This is a genomic window from Pseudoneobacillus rhizolycopersici, from assembly GCF_054786815.1.
The window spans coordinates 173,167-188,593 of sequence record NZ_JBTOOE010000001.1; the positions used below are offsets into that span (position 1 = coordinate 173,167).

General features: G+C 37.7%; 14 protein-coding genes. 9 read left to right on the forward strand and 5 right to left on the reverse strand.

The features are described 5' to 3' along the window. Positions 1-69: 69 nt before the first annotated feature. The 3 genes from ACX9YW_RS00960 to ACX9YW_RS00970 all read left to right on the forward strand — a co-directional run bounded on the left by ACX9YW_RS00960 (position 70) and on the right by ACX9YW_RS00970 (position 1,473). Positions 70-201, forward strand: coding sequence for a hypothetical protein (locus tag ACX9YW_RS00960; protein WP_460340427.1), 132 nt, complete (start codon positions 70-72; stop codon positions 199-201). 82 nt (positions 202-283) lie between these two features. Continuing rightward, positions 284-1,240 (forward strand): ATP-grasp domain-containing protein, encoded by a 957-nt coding sequence (locus tag ACX9YW_RS00965; RefSeq protein WP_460340430.1) that lies wholly within the window; start codon positions 284-286, stop codon positions 1,238-1,240. A 77-nt stretch (positions 1,241-1,317) separates the two neighbouring features. Next, positions 1,318-1,473 (forward strand): hypothetical protein, encoded by a 156-nt coding sequence (locus tag ACX9YW_RS00970; protein WP_460340433.1) that lies wholly within the window; start codon positions 1,318-1,320, stop codon positions 1,471-1,473. 45 nt (positions 1,474-1,518) lie between these two features. Here the strand turns inward: ACX9YW_RS00970 and ACX9YW_RS00975 are convergent, their stop codons facing one another. Further along, positions 1,519-2,769, reverse strand: coding sequence for an MFS transporter (locus ACX9YW_RS00975; protein WP_460340436.1), 1,251 nt, complete (start codon positions 2,767-2,769; stop codon positions 1,519-1,521). Positions 2,770-2,961: 192 nt separating this feature from the next. Between ACX9YW_RS00975 and recQ the strand changes: the two genes are divergently transcribed. Both recQ and ACX9YW_RS00985 read left to right on the forward strand, forming a co-directional pair. Further along, positions 2,962-5,088, forward strand: a complete 2,127-nt coding sequence (gene recQ / locus ACX9YW_RS00980; RefSeq protein WP_460340439.1) for a DNA helicase RecQ — start codon at positions 2,962-2,964, stop codon at positions 5,086-5,088. A 210-nt stretch (positions 5,089-5,298) separates the two neighbouring features. Next, entirely contained in the window at positions 5,299-6,234 is a 936-nt protein-coding gene (locus ACX9YW_RS00985; RefSeq protein WP_460341236.1) for an NAD(P)H-dependent flavin oxidoreductase, read from the forward strand. A gap of 51 nt (positions 6,235-6,285) precedes the next feature. Here ACX9YW_RS00985 and ACX9YW_RS00990 read toward each other — a convergent pair whose 3' ends face one another. The 3 genes from ACX9YW_RS00990 to ACX9YW_RS01000 all read right to left on the reverse strand — a co-directional run bounded on the left by ACX9YW_RS00990 (position 6,286) and on the right by ACX9YW_RS01000 (position 9,302). Next, positions 6,286-6,477 carry a hypothetical protein gene (locus tag ACX9YW_RS00990; protein ID WP_460340442.1) on the reverse strand — a complete coding sequence of 64 codons (192 nt, stop codon included), beginning with the start codon at positions 6,475-6,477 and terminating at the stop codon, positions 6,286-6,288. Between the two features lie 200 nt (positions 6,478-6,677). Beyond that, positions 6,678-7,904, reverse strand: a complete 1,227-nt coding sequence (locus tag ACX9YW_RS00995) for an NAD(P)/FAD-dependent oxidoreductase (protein WP_460340444.1) — start codon at positions 7,902-7,904, stop codon at positions 6,678-6,680. Positions 7,905-8,147: 243 nt separating this feature from the next. Continuing rightward, entirely contained in the window at positions 8,148-9,302 is a 1,155-nt protein-coding gene (locus ACX9YW_RS01000) for a TIGR04053 family radical SAM/SPASM domain-containing protein (protein WP_460341239.1), read from the reverse strand. 428 nt (positions 9,303-9,730) lie between these two features. Between ACX9YW_RS01000 and ACX9YW_RS01005 the strand changes: the two genes are divergently transcribed. Next, entirely contained in the window at positions 9,731-10,534 is an 804-nt protein-coding gene (locus ACX9YW_RS01005) for a C40 family peptidase (RefSeq protein WP_460340447.1), read from the forward strand. 97 nt (positions 10,535-10,631) lie between these two features. Here the strand turns inward: ACX9YW_RS01005 and ACX9YW_RS01010 are convergent, their stop codons facing one another. Further along, positions 10,632-11,243 (reverse strand): hypothetical protein, encoded by a 612-nt coding sequence (locus ACX9YW_RS01010; protein ID WP_460340450.1) that lies wholly within the window; start codon positions 11,241-11,243, stop codon positions 10,632-10,634. 235 nt (positions 11,244-11,478) lie between these two features. On the opposite strand from ACX9YW_RS01010, the gene ACX9YW_RS01015 reads away from it, so the two are divergent. Genes ACX9YW_RS01015 through ACX9YW_RS01025 form a run of 3 tightly spaced genes read left to right on the forward strand, consistent with a single transcriptional unit; the run spans position 11,479 to position 15,341 of the window. After that, positions 11,479-12,735 carry an MFS transporter gene (locus tag ACX9YW_RS01015; RefSeq protein WP_460340453.1) on the forward strand — a complete coding sequence of 419 codons (1,257 nt, stop codon included), beginning with the start codon at positions 11,479-11,481 and terminating at the stop codon, positions 12,733-12,735. Positions 12,736-12,787: 52 nt separating this feature from the next. Further along, complete coding sequence (locus ACX9YW_RS01020) at positions 12,788-13,021, forward strand: hypothetical protein (protein ID WP_460340456.1); 234 nt, start codon at positions 12,788-12,790, stop codon at positions 13,019-13,021. Between the two features lie 37 nt (positions 13,022-13,058). Beyond that, a complete protein-coding gene (locus ACX9YW_RS01025) occupies positions 13,059-15,341 on the forward strand; it encodes a helicase C-terminal domain-containing protein (RefSeq protein ID WP_460340458.1) in 2,283 nt (760 codons plus the stop codon). The last annotated feature ends 86 nt before the right edge of the window (positions 15,342-15,427 follow it).

Genomic DNA, 15,427 nt, shown 5'->3' on the forward strand with positions numbered 1-15,427 from the left:
AATATTAATAATTAGAAAACAAAATACTACTGTGTAGAAAACGTATTATGACACAGGAGGGTCAATAGAATGAAAAACAATCAAAGTTTCCCAAGCCGTGAGGATTTAGACCAAGCCTTCACGATTCTGCAGGATCAAATAACACGGATTAGCGTACAAGAAGAGGAAGAGATGTTAAAACAAGATATGAAAAAAGAATAATCCATTTTCCCTAAAAAAAAGCCTACTAAATCGGTTGGAAAACTATTATTATAAAGAGAGACAACATAAAAGGGGAGTTAGTATGGCTAAGGTTTATGTCATCCATGAGAATAGGGAATGGACCATTCATTTAACGCGAAGACTTGAGGAACTAGAGGTACCATATGAAGAATGGCATCTAGACGAGGGATCATTAGATCTTTCCAGTACGCCTCCTGAAGGTATTTTTTATAATCGGATGAGTGCATCCTCTCATACAAGAGGGCACCGGTTCGCACCCGAATATACCTTACAGGTACTAGCATGGCTAGAGGCACATGGTAGAACCGTTATGAATGGAACCCGCGCACTACAATTAGAGATTAGTAAAGTACAACAATACTTAGAATTAAATAAATACAGGATACAGACGCCTTTAACCATCGCAGCAGTTGGTAAAAAACATCTATTAGAATCCGCTGAGAAATTTAGTGGAAAATCTTTTATCACGAAGCATAATCGCGCCGGAAAAGGCCTCGGAGTGCAGTTATTTCATGGTCTTGAGGCTCTCCAATCATATGTAAATGGTCCTTTATTTGAAGAACCAGTTGATGGTATCACGCTAATTCAAGAATATATCAAGGCACCTGAACCGTATATCACCCGTTGTGAATTTATTGGCGGCCAATTTATATACGCCGTAAAGGTCGATACATCTGAAGGGTTTGAGCTTTGTCCTGCAGATGCTTGTCAAATTGGCGATTTATTTTGTCCAGTTGGGGAAGAGCTCGAGATGAAACCAAAGTTTCAAATCGTAGACGGATTTAACGACCCCATTATCGAACAATACGAGCAAGTTTTGGCAGCCAATCAAATTCAGGTAGCCGGGATTGAGTTTATACGTAATCAGAATGGCGACATTTTTACTTATGACATCAATACTAATACAAACTATAACGCAGAAGCGGAAAACTTGGCCGGAAAATTCGGTATGCTTGAATTGGCAAAGTATTTAAAGAAAACATTAGAGGAAACACATCCTCAGCAATCAAACGATTAAAATTGGACCTACTCTTTTTTGAGTAGGTTTTTTATTTTATAAATAGGGCAAAATTCACATAGAAAGGGGAGTTAACAGTGAAAAAACGAAACGAGTTATCTAATCAACCAACAATTGCGGAAGGAATGGACACCGAAGATGAATTAAATAGAAGTGCAACTGAGGAAGAAATGGAGAAAGGTGAATATACGAGTGTTACAACCTTATCCTGGGATGAAAATGATCCAAGCTAATATAAAAAATGGCATTGGAAGTGCCCTTCCAATGCCAAAAATGGTTTAAGTCTCAGAAAGATTCGGAGTAATTAAAGCTATTTTTTCGCGTTCTTTAATCACATTAATTTTTAATGATAAAAGTAAATAGATAAACCCGAAACCAAGGTATAATAAACCATTGATGAGCCCCATCGATCTTGGGTCAAAAACTTCTAATAATATCCCCGTCGCAAACATGGACAACCCCAATAAAGTATTGGAAATGGTCGCGGAAATCCCGAAATATAACCCTTGAAGCTTAAGCGGAAGTGACTCCATGATAACCGTTTCAATTAATGCATTCCCGACACCTGCAAAAATAGTTAAGACACCAAATAGGATTACAACTAGGAAAAACGATTGGGCACGACTTATTCCGAACAGAACCACACCTTCCATCATCATACAACCAAACCCGAATAATAAATAATGCTGTTTAATCCATTTGGTAATGATTGGGCTCAAGATAAACCCTGTTCCTAAGACACTATATAGAATTCCAACTCCTAAATCTCCTGCTTTAAACGTTTCTACTGCATAGACGCTTAGTAATACATTTTCAATCCCATTCGTTAACGGAATTACAAAATCATTGGAAACAAGCATAAGCAGTAAGGACGAAGAAAAAATTACGGAAAAAAGACTGGCAAGCCTAACTTTTTCAATTTCATCCTGTGAACCAACTGTTTTATTCATTTTTGCCTCAAGGCTCGGAATGGTATATATAATGAGACCTGCAATGAAAAACGACAAAATATTAACGGCAAAAGCGGCTTTCGCTCCGAATACGAATGAAACTAATCCACCTGTAAACGCACCAATAATTAAAACAAATCCGATTAGAACTTGTTCCCATGCGTTCACTTCTTTTATATGTTTTTGGTCTATAATCGCAGGAATACTAGCCCTTCTCGTGGGGGAGTAGAGTGCTTCACCGCTGGCTAATAAAAATGACCCTACATAGACAATCCACATATCTTCCGGACCATTGATCCATAAAAAGGACATTGCAATTAAAACACGAACAAAGTCTGTGTAGATTAACAATTTCTTGCGTGAGAGTTTAGCAGCCACTATGCTGCTAATTGGGCCGAAAAATAAAAACGGCAACATTCGAAGAGCCAAAGTAATTCCGACTGAAAGCCCGGAACCTGTCATTTGCAAGATGAGTGTCAATAGGGCCACTTGACTAAAACGGTCACCAATCCCATTTATGATGCCCGCAATAAATAATTTTTGGTACGATTTCTCCATTTTTAAGATTCCAATCATCATGAATCACCTACTTAATTTAATTATCATCTAATTTAACAATCATCTAATTAGATGATAATCTAATTACCTAAAAAAAGGAATACCCTTTTTTAAAATTTTTTATATTAACCTATTAAGATTTCTAGATTTACTATGTGTATAATAAAAGAGAGAAAAAACTAGTCTCCTAGTTGAAAAAGAAGGAGCGATCTAATGTTTGAAACAGCTCAAGCCGTACTAAAAAAATATTTCGGATACGACGAGTTCCGCCCAGGGCAAAAATCAACGCTTGAACATGTGTTTAGAGGGGAAAATACTTTATGTGTTATGCCTACAGGTGGTGGGAAATCACTCTGCTACCAAGTGCCAGCCCTCGTATTTTCCGGTACAACCATCGTTATATCACCGCTTATTTCGCTAATGAAAGACCAAGTTGACACCTTACAGCAAAACGGAATAGCCGCCACTTACATTAATAGCAGCTTATCGCAAACGGAAATCAATGAACGAATGACTCTTGCAAGAGCAGGTGAGTACAAGCTGTTGTATATTTCACCAGAACGGTTAGAATCGGGTCAGTTTTTAAAAGAGTTAGGCAAATTAGAGATTCCGCTTATTGCTGTTGATGAGGCTCATTGTATCTCGCAATGGGGCCATGATTTCAGACCAAGCTATATGTACATTTCTAGTATTTTAAACCATATTCAAACGAAACCCATTATTCTGGCATTAACCGCAACAGCAACTAGGCAAGTTCGTCTAGATATTTGCCAATCGTTACGACTCGAGCATGAAGTAGTTACAAGCTTCGAACGCTCAAACTTAGCATTTTCAGTCGTAAAAGGGCAAAACCGAGATCGTTTTTTACTTGATTATTTGAAAAAAAATCAGCAAGAATCAGGTATTATCTATGCTGCTACGAGAAAAACGGTTGACCAACTTTATCAAACCTTGCAAAAGGCAAATATACAAGTATCTAGGTATCATGCAGGTTTAAGCGACCAAGAACGATTCCAGCAGCAGAATGCCTTCCTACAAGACGAAAAGCCCGTAATGATTGCAACATCAGCATTTGGAATGGGAATTGACAAATCGAATGTTCGCTATGTCATTCACTATCAAATGCCAAGAAATATGGAAAGTTATTATCAGGAAGCCGGAAGAGCGGGGCGCGATGGACTTGATAGTTCTTGCATTTTGCTTTATGGAGCCGCTGATACACAAATTCATCGCTTTTTGATTGATCAATCGTTAGACCGTGAAAGAATTCCCTTCGAACTTGAGAAATTACAGCAAATGGTTGGTTATTGTCATACTGAAAACTGCTTACAATCTTGGATTGTGGAGTATTTTAATGAAAAAGCAGAAGGCGACTGTGGTCGCTGCGGCAACTGTACCGATACGAGGGAATCGGTTGATGTGACAAAAGAAGCGCAAATTGTTCTATCCTGTATCATCCGGATGGGACAAAGATTCGGTAAGGCGATGGTTGCCAAAGTTTTGACAGGATCAAACAGTAAGTCTGTTAGGGAATTTCATTTTCAGCAATTAACAACTTATGGTTTATTACAAACCAAGAGTTCGAAGGAAGTCACTGAATTTATCGATTATCTGATTACCGAAGAAATCATTGGGGTAGAAAATGGACAATTTCCGACGATCTATGTAACTGCCAAGGGGAAGGGTGTTCTTACAGGTGGGTTAAAGGTGAATCGAAAAGAGGAAGTCAAAGCCAAAAGCATTTCTAAGGCCGACCCATTATTTGAAGAGTTGCGATTATTGCGAAAAAGCATTGCGGACACGGAAAACGTTCCGCCGTTTGTCATTTTTTCTGATACCACGCTACAGGATATGTGTTTAAAATTACCGATTTCAAATGAGGAATTTTTAGATGTCAAAGGCGTAGGGACTCATAAATTAGAGAAATACGGGCTAGAATTTATCCAAGCAATCAGAGCCTATTGTGCTGAACATCCGGAACGCGAGAGAGTTTTAACTGTTGCTACAGAAACAAAAAAGGTTACTAAAAAGAAGGATCCCGAAGGTAAAGCCTCACATTTAATTACTTATGACCTTTATTGGTCTGGGTCAACCATTCCAGAAATTTCAAAAGAAAGAGATATGTCAGTAACTACAATAGAATCCCACATCATTAAATGTGCCGAGGAAGGACTTTTTATTGACTGGGGAAAAGAACTACCAAATGAATTTCGACCTTTGATAGAGGCTGCGGTAAACCAAGTTGGCGCAGAACGATTGAAACCAATTAAAGAAATGCTGCCTGAACAAGTCACTTACTTTATGATTAGAGCTTATTTTCATCTAAAAAATCATTCATAATCCGCTCCTTAAATTGCTGCTCATTATTGAAAATGATGCAGCTTTTTTCTGTTTTAAGACTAGTTTTTATGACTTGGTGCTAAATGTCACATCTTTTTTTAAAAAAGCCTGCTAAAATTAGCGACAGAGTGTGGGGTTACCATACTTGTACTCACTAATTATTGAAAAGAGGTCATTATTTTGAAGCTACCACAATTAAAAATTGGGCATATGATGCCAAAGGTACCCATTATTCAAGGTGGAATGGGTGTAGGAATATCCCTTAGTGGTCTGGCCAGTGCTGTAGCCAATGCAGGTGGAATTGGAATTATTTCAGGAACTGGAATATCAGTGGATGAGCTTCGTACACATATAAACAAGGCAAGAGAAGCGACCAAAAATGTCGGATACATCGGCGTAAATGTGCTCTTTGCAATGAATGATTTTGCCGAGAAAATGAAGCTTGCGATTGAAGAAAAAGTTGATTTTATCATCTCAGGTGCTGGAATCTCCAGAGATATGTATTCTTGGGGAAAAGAAGCAGGCATTCCAGTCATATCGATTGTTTCAACTGCCAAATTAGCTAAACTTTCGGAACGTCTTGGAGCGTCTGCCGTTGTAGTGGAAGGATTCGAAGCAGGCGGACATTTAGGTACCGACCGACCGATGCTGGAGATTTTACCTGAGGTGGTGGAAGCTGTTAACATTCCTGTCATCGCAGCAGGTGGGATTATGACCGGGGAGGATGTAGCTAGAGCTCTGCAAATGGGGGCATCGGGGGTACAAATGGGAACAAGGTTTGTTGCCAGCGAGGAATGTGATGCTCCGCTATCTTTTAAAGAAAAGTATGTTGCGGCCAAAGAAGAGGATCTGGTTCTTGTCAAAACAACAGTCGGATTACAAGGAAGAGCGATAAAAAATAAATTTACTGATTTAATTTCGGATAGCAATAAGTTAAAAATTGCAAAATGTCACGATTGTTTAAAAAATTGCTCGTATCGTTTTTGTACATTGGATTCCTTAAAAGTCTCACTAAATGGAGATGTCGAGAACGGGCTCGTATTTGCGGGAGCAAAGGTTCATGAAATTAAGGAGATACTGCCTGTTAAAGAAATCATTAATCGGATTGTTAGTGAATATGAACAGACTTTGCTAAAGCATGTATAGATGAAACGAAAAAGGATTTCGGAAGACTGGCTCCCGAAATCCTTTTTTAATTTACACACCCATTTTTCTTCTTTGATTGCTAATTTTTTTCGTTTGTTGGCTTTGTAATTTTTTCGTTTCTTTCGATCCGTTCGCGGTGGATTTACCTGAAGCTTGTTGATTTTTTTTACTTTCTAGCTTTTGCTTCATCGCTTCCTGAAGGCTGATTTTCTTTTTTGGTTCTGTTTGGTTGGATTCAGTCATTTTTCGAACCTCCTATTATTGATTAAAGTATTATTAGTATAATCTATTTTTTGACGACTTTGGTAGAAAATAAACGAAAAATAATAAAAGAAAACAGGAATCATTGATACCTGTCTTCTTTTTACCTATAGTATTATCCACTGGGGGAAGGAAAGACTTTATCTAAAAACTAATAGGGGGGACTATTGGGTTATAGTTGATCAGTGTTTTGCGATAACTTTAGTCGGTGCTGCATGAAATCTTTTAAAGGTTTGTTTAAACAAAAGAGCCGGTCCGCCAAGTACCAGTAAGTACCGCATTTCAATGATTTGTTTCATTAGCGCCGCAAAGGTACCTTTTATCGTAAAGTTACCTACTTTCCCAACAGCAGCATAATCACCAATTGAAGCCACAGTCCCTTTGTGATGATATTCAAAGGTTTTTAACTGTTGTCCTCTAATCGTGGCCACAATGTTTTCACCACAAATGAGTGCTTGTTGAATCGCAATTTGCGCTGTAGGAGGATAGGCGGTTTGCTCATCTTTCAAGAACATCGAAGAGTCTCCGATACAAAAAACATTTGGATAACCAGGTACACGCAAGTCTTTATCAACAACAATCCGGCTCTGAACGGTTGGAATACCGAGTTTTTCCATTAACTCATTACCTTTAACTCCACAAGACCAAATTAAGGTACGAGCTGGGATATTGTTTCCATTGACTATTTTAATATTGATACCATCGTATTGCGAAATTTTAGTAGAAGTAAGTAATTCAACACCTTGTTGTTTTAATAAATTTGTTGAGAAGTCGATTGCCTCTTGTTCGAATCCAGGTAATAGAGTAGGGGAGGCCTCAACACTAATGATTCTAGTTATTTCATATGGGACTCCTGTAGCTTTACATAGCGCCGGCAAGCCAGCGACAAGTTCACCAAGCATTTCTATTCCAGTAAATCCTGCACCAGCAACTGCAAAATTTAACCGGGAAGGATCCTGGTCCTCTTTATAGGCAAGTAATTGCCTTTGAATATGGTGAAAGATTTTTTTCGTACTACGGAAACTGCGAATTTCGAAAGCATGTTCTTTGATTCCTGGGATTCCAAAGGTTTCAATGCCAAAACCTAAAGCGATTAATAAATAATCATAAAAAACCTTCTCATCTGAATCGAGATTAATAGATTGGTCTGCAAGATTGATAAAAGTGACATTTCCACGTTTAAAATGAATTTTTTGCCGATCAATTAAATCCTCAACCCTCATTGTGATTCGTTCATCGCAAGCTGTTCCAACGCCGGTTTTATGAAGCTGAGTAGTAATATAGTGATAGTCATGTTTATTAATTAAGGTTATATCAGCTTCTCCAGACTTTAATAGCTTAGCTAACTTTTTACTGGTGATGAGCCCTCCATATCCTGCACCTAAAATGACTACTTTTGGCTTATTCATAAATAGTTCTCCTTTCGAAAATAAATCCCCTGATTTACATTGTGAAAGTTTTCACATAAATAAGTGAAAAAATAAGTGATTAACCGCTATTATTATTTGTGAAACATTTCACATACTTGATACTTTAATAGTAAGCTATTTCTATTAAAATCACAATAAAATGGAATGATTTTTTTAAATAAATTTATTGAATATAAAAAGCTGACTAAGTCGAATATAGTCAGCTTTTTGGACGTTCTGCTATTATACCGTTGTTTCTTTTTTTCGCAAAGCCTGTGGAATATAGACACAGAACGGTTCGCTTTCCATGTAATCTCCTGTTACAGCGTATGTCCGTGAACGAGAACCTCCACAAACATAACGGAACTCACAAACTCCACATTTTCCTTTGTAGTTATCAGGCTTACGAAGATCCTTAAACACTTTTGCTTCTCGGTAAATCTCGCTTAATGGCGTTTCGCGGACATTACCCCCTTTGATAGGGAGGAGCCCACTTGGGAAAACATCACCTGTGTGAGACACAAAAACAAATCCATTTCCATCATTTACGCCTCTAGGTGCCCGTTTTAATCCATCGATGGTCGATGCCATATCTTTTGTTAAAGTATCTTCATAACGAATTTCATCCATATTTACTTGATGTTCCCGCGCCTTTTGTTGGAAAACAACGCGGCGATAGTGTTGGGCTGCTGTTGTTTTGATATCATAAGGTGCAGTCTTGCTTAATTCATAAAGCCATCTAAACACCTTTTCATGCTCCGCAGGGGTAATACAAGCATCAAGTTGGCCACGGCCTGTTGGAACTAATAGGAAAATGTACCACATAACCGCTTTTAAATCTTTTATCAATTCGGCCATTTGCTCTAAATGGTCATAATTGTATCGAGAAATAACCGTATTAATTTGCAACGGCATATTAAGCTCGTTGAGGTACCGGATTTTTTCCAAAGTTAAATCGAATGACCCCGGAGTGCCACGGAAGTGATCATGGATTTCCGGTGTCGGTCCGTCTAAACTAAAACCCCAACGTGATAAACCTACTTCTTTGGCCCGTTCCATTCTTTCTTTGGTTACATTAGCAGTAGCACTAGGAGTCATCGATACACGCATGCCTTTTTTAACAGCATAGTCTGCTAATTCAAATAAATCCTCTCGCATCATGCAGTCTCCACCGGTAAACACAAGCATTGGGTTATTCATTTCATAAATTTCATCAATGAGTTTGATTCCTTCTTCGTGGCTCAGTTCATTTGGGTCTGGTTTAAGTTGTGCATCAGCGCGACAATGAACGCATTTTAACTGACAAGCTCTAGTTACTTCCCAAATTACAATGTAAGGATTTTTGTCATAATCAACAACGGTATTACCATGTGGGTGTCCATGTGGGTGTCCGAGCATTTTCATCACCATAACTTTCATAGATTTTAGAAAACTTGTTTTTATTTCCATGTTTCATACCTTTATTATAGAGTTCATTTTCGCCCTAATGATGGGGTGTATTGTTACAATATTTCTACAAACCTATGAGCATTTCGTGAAGTATTCCGTTCGTCTTTAGAATTGGAAAGAAATTTACATTTTTTCAGATAATTTATATTAAAATTATATTACAAACAGATTACAAAGGATTCTTGGTAGGACTGGTACAAGGTACATCAAATCAGGTATAAGAGGGGTTTAATACTATGAATATACTTGAAATGAAAGTGGAATAGTTTTCTAGTATAGTAATACTCTGACAAGATAACCAATTATTATACCTTTTAATGGTTTTGTTTGACCTCTAGTATTGAACTATAAACAATACAGTAAAGAGGGGACACACCATGAAAAAACATCTGATAGGATTTGCTGCAGCTGCCGGTATTCTTTTAACAGGCTTTAACGGACAAGCTAGCGCCCACGATCTAACCTATAAAGTGCAATCTGGCGATACTCTCTGGAAGATTGCTACTGCAAATAATGTTAACTTGACTGACTTAAAGGCATGGAATAACTTATCTTCTGATTCCATCTATGTCAATCAATCACTAAGTCTATTACCTCCACATACACATACTAACTCAGAATCCGTTACCTATACGGTAAAAACTGGGGATAGTTTATCTATTATTGCAAAAAATTTCGGTTTAACAGTTGATGAATTTAGATCAATGAATAAGCTCCGTTTCGACATCATTTTTCCAGGGCAAATACTAAAAGTTGGTACTGCTGTACAAGAAACCAATACAACCGAGCACAAATTTGTTACTAGTACATCGGTTTCGAGTGTTGATACTCTAGTAACGGAAGCAAAGAAACACATAGGTACTCCTTATGTTTGGGGTGGAACAACACCTTCAGGATTTGATTGTAGCGGATATTTAAATTTTGTTTATGCGAAGGCTGGCATCACTTTACCTAGAACAGTGGCTTCGATTTGGAGTGAAACAAAGGCTGTCGCCAATCCGAAAGTAGGGGACATCGTCTTCTTTGAAACCTACACATCTGGACCATCGCATGCCGGAATCTATTTAGGAAACAACAAATTCATCCATGCCGGATCATCCACAGGCATAACCATCAGCGACCTCACAAACAGCTACTGGAAAGCCCGATACCTAGGCGCCAAAACAACATCAGCACTTTAACACTTTAAAGCATGTGGGGACAGTCCCCACACCATTTAAAGCGTTAAAGTATGATGCTGAATTGAAGAAAAAAACCCGTCGATGACGGGTTTTTTTGCTATTGAACAGATTGAAGTTCGGAGGTAACTTCGTATGTGGTACCATCCTCACCGTTTTGTATAAATTCATCTTTGATTTTTCCAAGTTTAGGGGCCCAATATTGACGATTAATACTTCCATCTTCGTTAAGCATCTCTAAGAGGATTACATTTGCATATTCACCATAAGGAACAGTTACTGTCTCTGATAAGCTTATTACTTTCCAGTCACCTACTTTTTTACTGAATTTAATTGGGGTAGCTAGCAAAGGCTTACTAATAAAATTTGGCTCTAATGATGAGATAGAAGGAATGGTTTCTTCGTAATATTCCGGCTGCTCATAGACAATCGTAATCTCATCTTCAGTCACTTTATAAACTCTTAGTATTCTTGTTCCACCATTATTGACAATTGATGGATAATAATTATCTGTATTTTCGTAAAAAGTTTCTGTATATTGAGCAAATTCGTTTCCTTTACCTAAAAAGCTCTTTTCGAGTTGACTGGTAGGGAAGTAGTCTAATAAAGAAACCGACGAATGATTATTTATATCCGATGGTTGAATCTCTTTAACATCATTACAGCCTACTAATAAAATTGCTGAAAATATAATCAATAGCCATTTTTTCATTGCATTCACATCCTTTAAAAAAATAGACGAAAAGCTATTAAGAAAGTTGCAAAAATTCACTTCAATTATTTCGACAACCGTAGTAAAATGAGGAGAAAATATCAAACACTTTTGCACTTTAAAGCAAGTATATTTTTTAAAACACTAAAGCACTTTAATGCTTTAATGCTTTAAAAAACTCGGGGACAGTCCCCACATGCTTTAATGCGTTAAAGCGATAAGGAAGTTGACTTTTGTGGGTTATGATTTTGGTGTTGTGAAGCGGAATGAGAAGTTAAGTATTTATAATGGGGTTGCTTCGACGGTTGTTGTGAGCATTAGTAATAACTATTTTTCGCTATTTGCGATAAGTGTGCTTGGCGCGTCGAACTATCAAGTTGGTTTAATATCTTCTCTGCCGCAGTTTGTTGGTATGTTTGCGATGATCATCGGTTCTATTATTCTAAGTAGATTAGAAGAAAAGAAAAAATTTACTGCACTATCGATTATTTTCACAAGATTATTCGTTTTAATGATGGTTTTTATTATGTTTGTTCCTGTTGAATATCGTAGTTGGGTTTTCGTTCTTTTAATCGGACTTATGAATTTCCCTGGCTCATTTGCCACCTTAAGCTGGCAGTCGTTTATCGGAGACCTTATTCCCGATGAACGTAGAAACGGTTTTTTCAGCGAACGGAATCGTATCGTAACCATTGTTGGTATGATCTCCACTTTTATCATCGGAGTATTATTGCAACAATTTGATAAAAGTAATCCATCGCCATTTCTATTTCTATTCTTTTTTGCCTTTATTTTTGGTTGTATTGAGGTTTTTTATTTATTTAAACACAATGAACCGAAACAAGAGAAGAAACCAAAACCGAAAAAGGAAAGGAAACTCCAACTTAATTTAGATTTTATTAAGGACAAGCGTTTCTTCACGTTTCTTATTTGTAGCCTATATTTTAATTTTACTTGGCAAATGGCTTGGTCTCTTTTTAATATTTACCAAATTAAAGACGCTCATGCGACTGGCCTATGGATTAGTTTATTTACCGTAGCCAATCAAATCTCCCAGGTGATAAGCTATAAATGGTGGGGAAAAATGGCGGATAAACATAGCAACGCCAAAATGTTGATTTTTGTCGCTCTCGGAATGGCCATTGCACCAATATTAACAGTATTGTCAACAAATCTTTATTATTTAGTGGCGATAAACTTTATTACCGGATCATTTGTCGCAGGGACAGTGCTCATCCTATTTAACCAGCTTCTTGAAGTTACAACGGAAGATAACCGCAGCACCTATATCGCTAATTATAATGTATTACTAGCGATTATCGGATTTGTTGCCCCACAAGTAGGGGTATATATATTAGAGATTTCGAATATTCACATCGCAATGTCGGTATCTTCCATTCTACGAGCGTCTAGTGCATTGGTCTTTGTTTGGCTTTATATAGCATTGAAAAAGAAATACCCGGTATTTAAACAGACTGGCATCGCGAAATAGCCGAGATTCATTTATAATAAAGGCAACAAAAGCTTATTATGGAGGGAATTCAATGAGTAACTGTAATATCGATCATTCCATTGATGATTTAAAAAACAAATTTGAATCACAACAAGAATTTTTACCAGCAGACCTACTAGATTTGTTTACGATATTTTTTACAAAAGAACATTCTCAAGACACACTTAATGAGGTTTTCCATTTATTAAAAAAATATGATTTATCTAGTGAAGAAGAACAACAAGTACGGAATGAAAAACTTTTAGCTATCTTTCAAAAGGCTTAGAGAGTTCTAAGCCTTTTCGTTTTGGGGAGGTGAGGGTTTGGTAGAGAATCATATGAAGGTTTCAATCCGCTCTTTAGTGGAGTACGTTTTTAGCAGTGGCAGTATTGATCAGCGATTCCGGACCTCACAATCAATGGTCGAGGGTACTAAAGCTCACCAAAAATTACAAAGCGCTTATACTGAAGGTGATTTAAAAGAAATACCACTACAAACCGTAATGGAATATAAAGGATATACCTATGAAATAGATGGTCGTTGCGATGGTATTTTGTTCGGGGACAACGTGATAACGATTGACGAAATAAAGTCGACATCGATGGATTTAAACTCGATTGAAGATTCCGGAATTCCTGTGCATTGGGCTCAGGCTAAGGTTTATGCATACATTTATGCAAAAAATCATCAACTGAATCAAATTAACGTTAGATTAACTTATTATCAGGTTTTGACTGAAGAAGTGAAACGGTTGGTTCAAACTTTTCGGTTTGAAGAGTTGAAGGCATTTGTGATGGAAACAATTTCACAATATGCCCCATTTGCGGAACTAAGATTAAAGCACTTGTCAGAGCGAAATGAAAGTATCAAGAAACTTGCATTTCCGTTTGAGCAGTTCAGACCAGGACAAAGAAAGCTTGCAGGTGCCGTTTATAAAACGATTCAGGACAAGAAAAACCTTTTTGCTATGGCGCCAACTGGAATTGGTAAGACGATATCAACGACCTTTCCTTCGATCAAGGCAATGGGTGAGGGAGAATGTGGGAAGTTATATTATTTAACAGCTAAGACGATTACTAGACAAGCGGCGGAAGAGGCTTTTCAATTAATGCAGGAGAAAGGCCTTTGTTTTTCTTCTGTGACAATTACCGCTAAAGAAAAGACTTGTCTAAAGGAAAAAGTGATTTGCCAAAAGGATTATTGTGAATTTGCCAATGGCTATTATGACCGCTTAAATGGGGCGATATTGGATATTTTCGCAAATGAAGTCGCAATAAATCGCTCTACGATTGAGCGATATGCCATTAAACATACACTATGTCCATTTGAATTTTCCTTAAACTTATCTTATTTAGCTGATGCAGTCATCTGTGATTATAATTATATTTTTGATCCGCGAGTATCATTAAAGAGGTTATTGGAAGATCAGAAAAAGGAAACAGTGCTGCTTATTGATGAGGCGCATAATTTGGTCGACCGCTCGCGGGAAATGTTTTCTGCTGGACTCAGTAAATTACAATTTTTGACATTAAAAAAAGAGTACCAAAATTCAAAGTTGAGCTTGGCGAATGCGGCTAAGGAAATTAATGCTTTGTTTTTGACGTTTAAAAAAGAGGCAAAACCGAAAGAGGTTGCGTTTTTCGATGATCTACCAGACGAGTTTTTGCAGTCGCTGGAGCATTTTAAAAACGAAGCTGAGGCAGAACTCCTAAGGCAATCGGGCGGAAATACGGATGAGGTATTATTGGAAAGTTATTTTTTAGTCCAGAACTTCCTTAGAATCTACAAATTCTATGATGAACGATTTACGATATATTTGGAAATCGATCGGAGTGAGGTTAAAGTTAAGATCTTTTGTTTGGACCCTTCACACCAATTAAATCAAATGTCAAAAGGATTCCGATCGTTGATTTATTTTAGTGCCACGTTAATGCCGATTGATTATTATCAGCATCTTCTTGGGGCGACGGAAGAGGATTATTTAATTGGAATTCCCTCACCGTTTCGAAATGAACAGACAGAATTTTATATTGAACCGCTTTCAACGCGATTTAAAGACAGGGAGCGTACGAAGGGACAAATTGCCCATCTGATTGGGAAGTTTGTAAAAAATCGGCCGGGAAACTTTTTGGTATTTTTTCCATCGTATCAATATATGATGATGGTTTATGAAACGTGTAATTTTGAGGATTCATCTTATGATGTGCTTGTTCAGACACAGGGAATGTCGGAGGAGGAGAAGGAAGGGTTTTTAGAACATTTTCAGCCTAATCGTCCAAAAACATTGGTTGGATTTGCAGTACTGGGTGGTATTTTTTCCGAAGGTGTGGACTTAAAAGGCGACCGGCTAAATGGCGTTATGGTGATTGGGGTTGGCTTACCCCAGATTGGATTGGAACGTGATCTTATTAAGGAATACTTCGATAGGATTGGTAAAAGTGGATATGACTACGCTTACGTCTACCCGGGTATCAATAAAGTCTTACAGGCTGGTGGACGTCTAATCCGTTCCGAATCAGACAAAGGACTCATCGTCCTTATCGACGACCGGTTCCTCCAACCCAAATATCAAAAACTCCTTCCCCCACAATGGACCCCACTTTAGCGCGTTAAAGCATGTGGGGACTGTCCCGCTGGGGATTAACGCGGTGGTGCGGTGAAGTGCATTTTGTTTCTGTATGGTGGTTATTT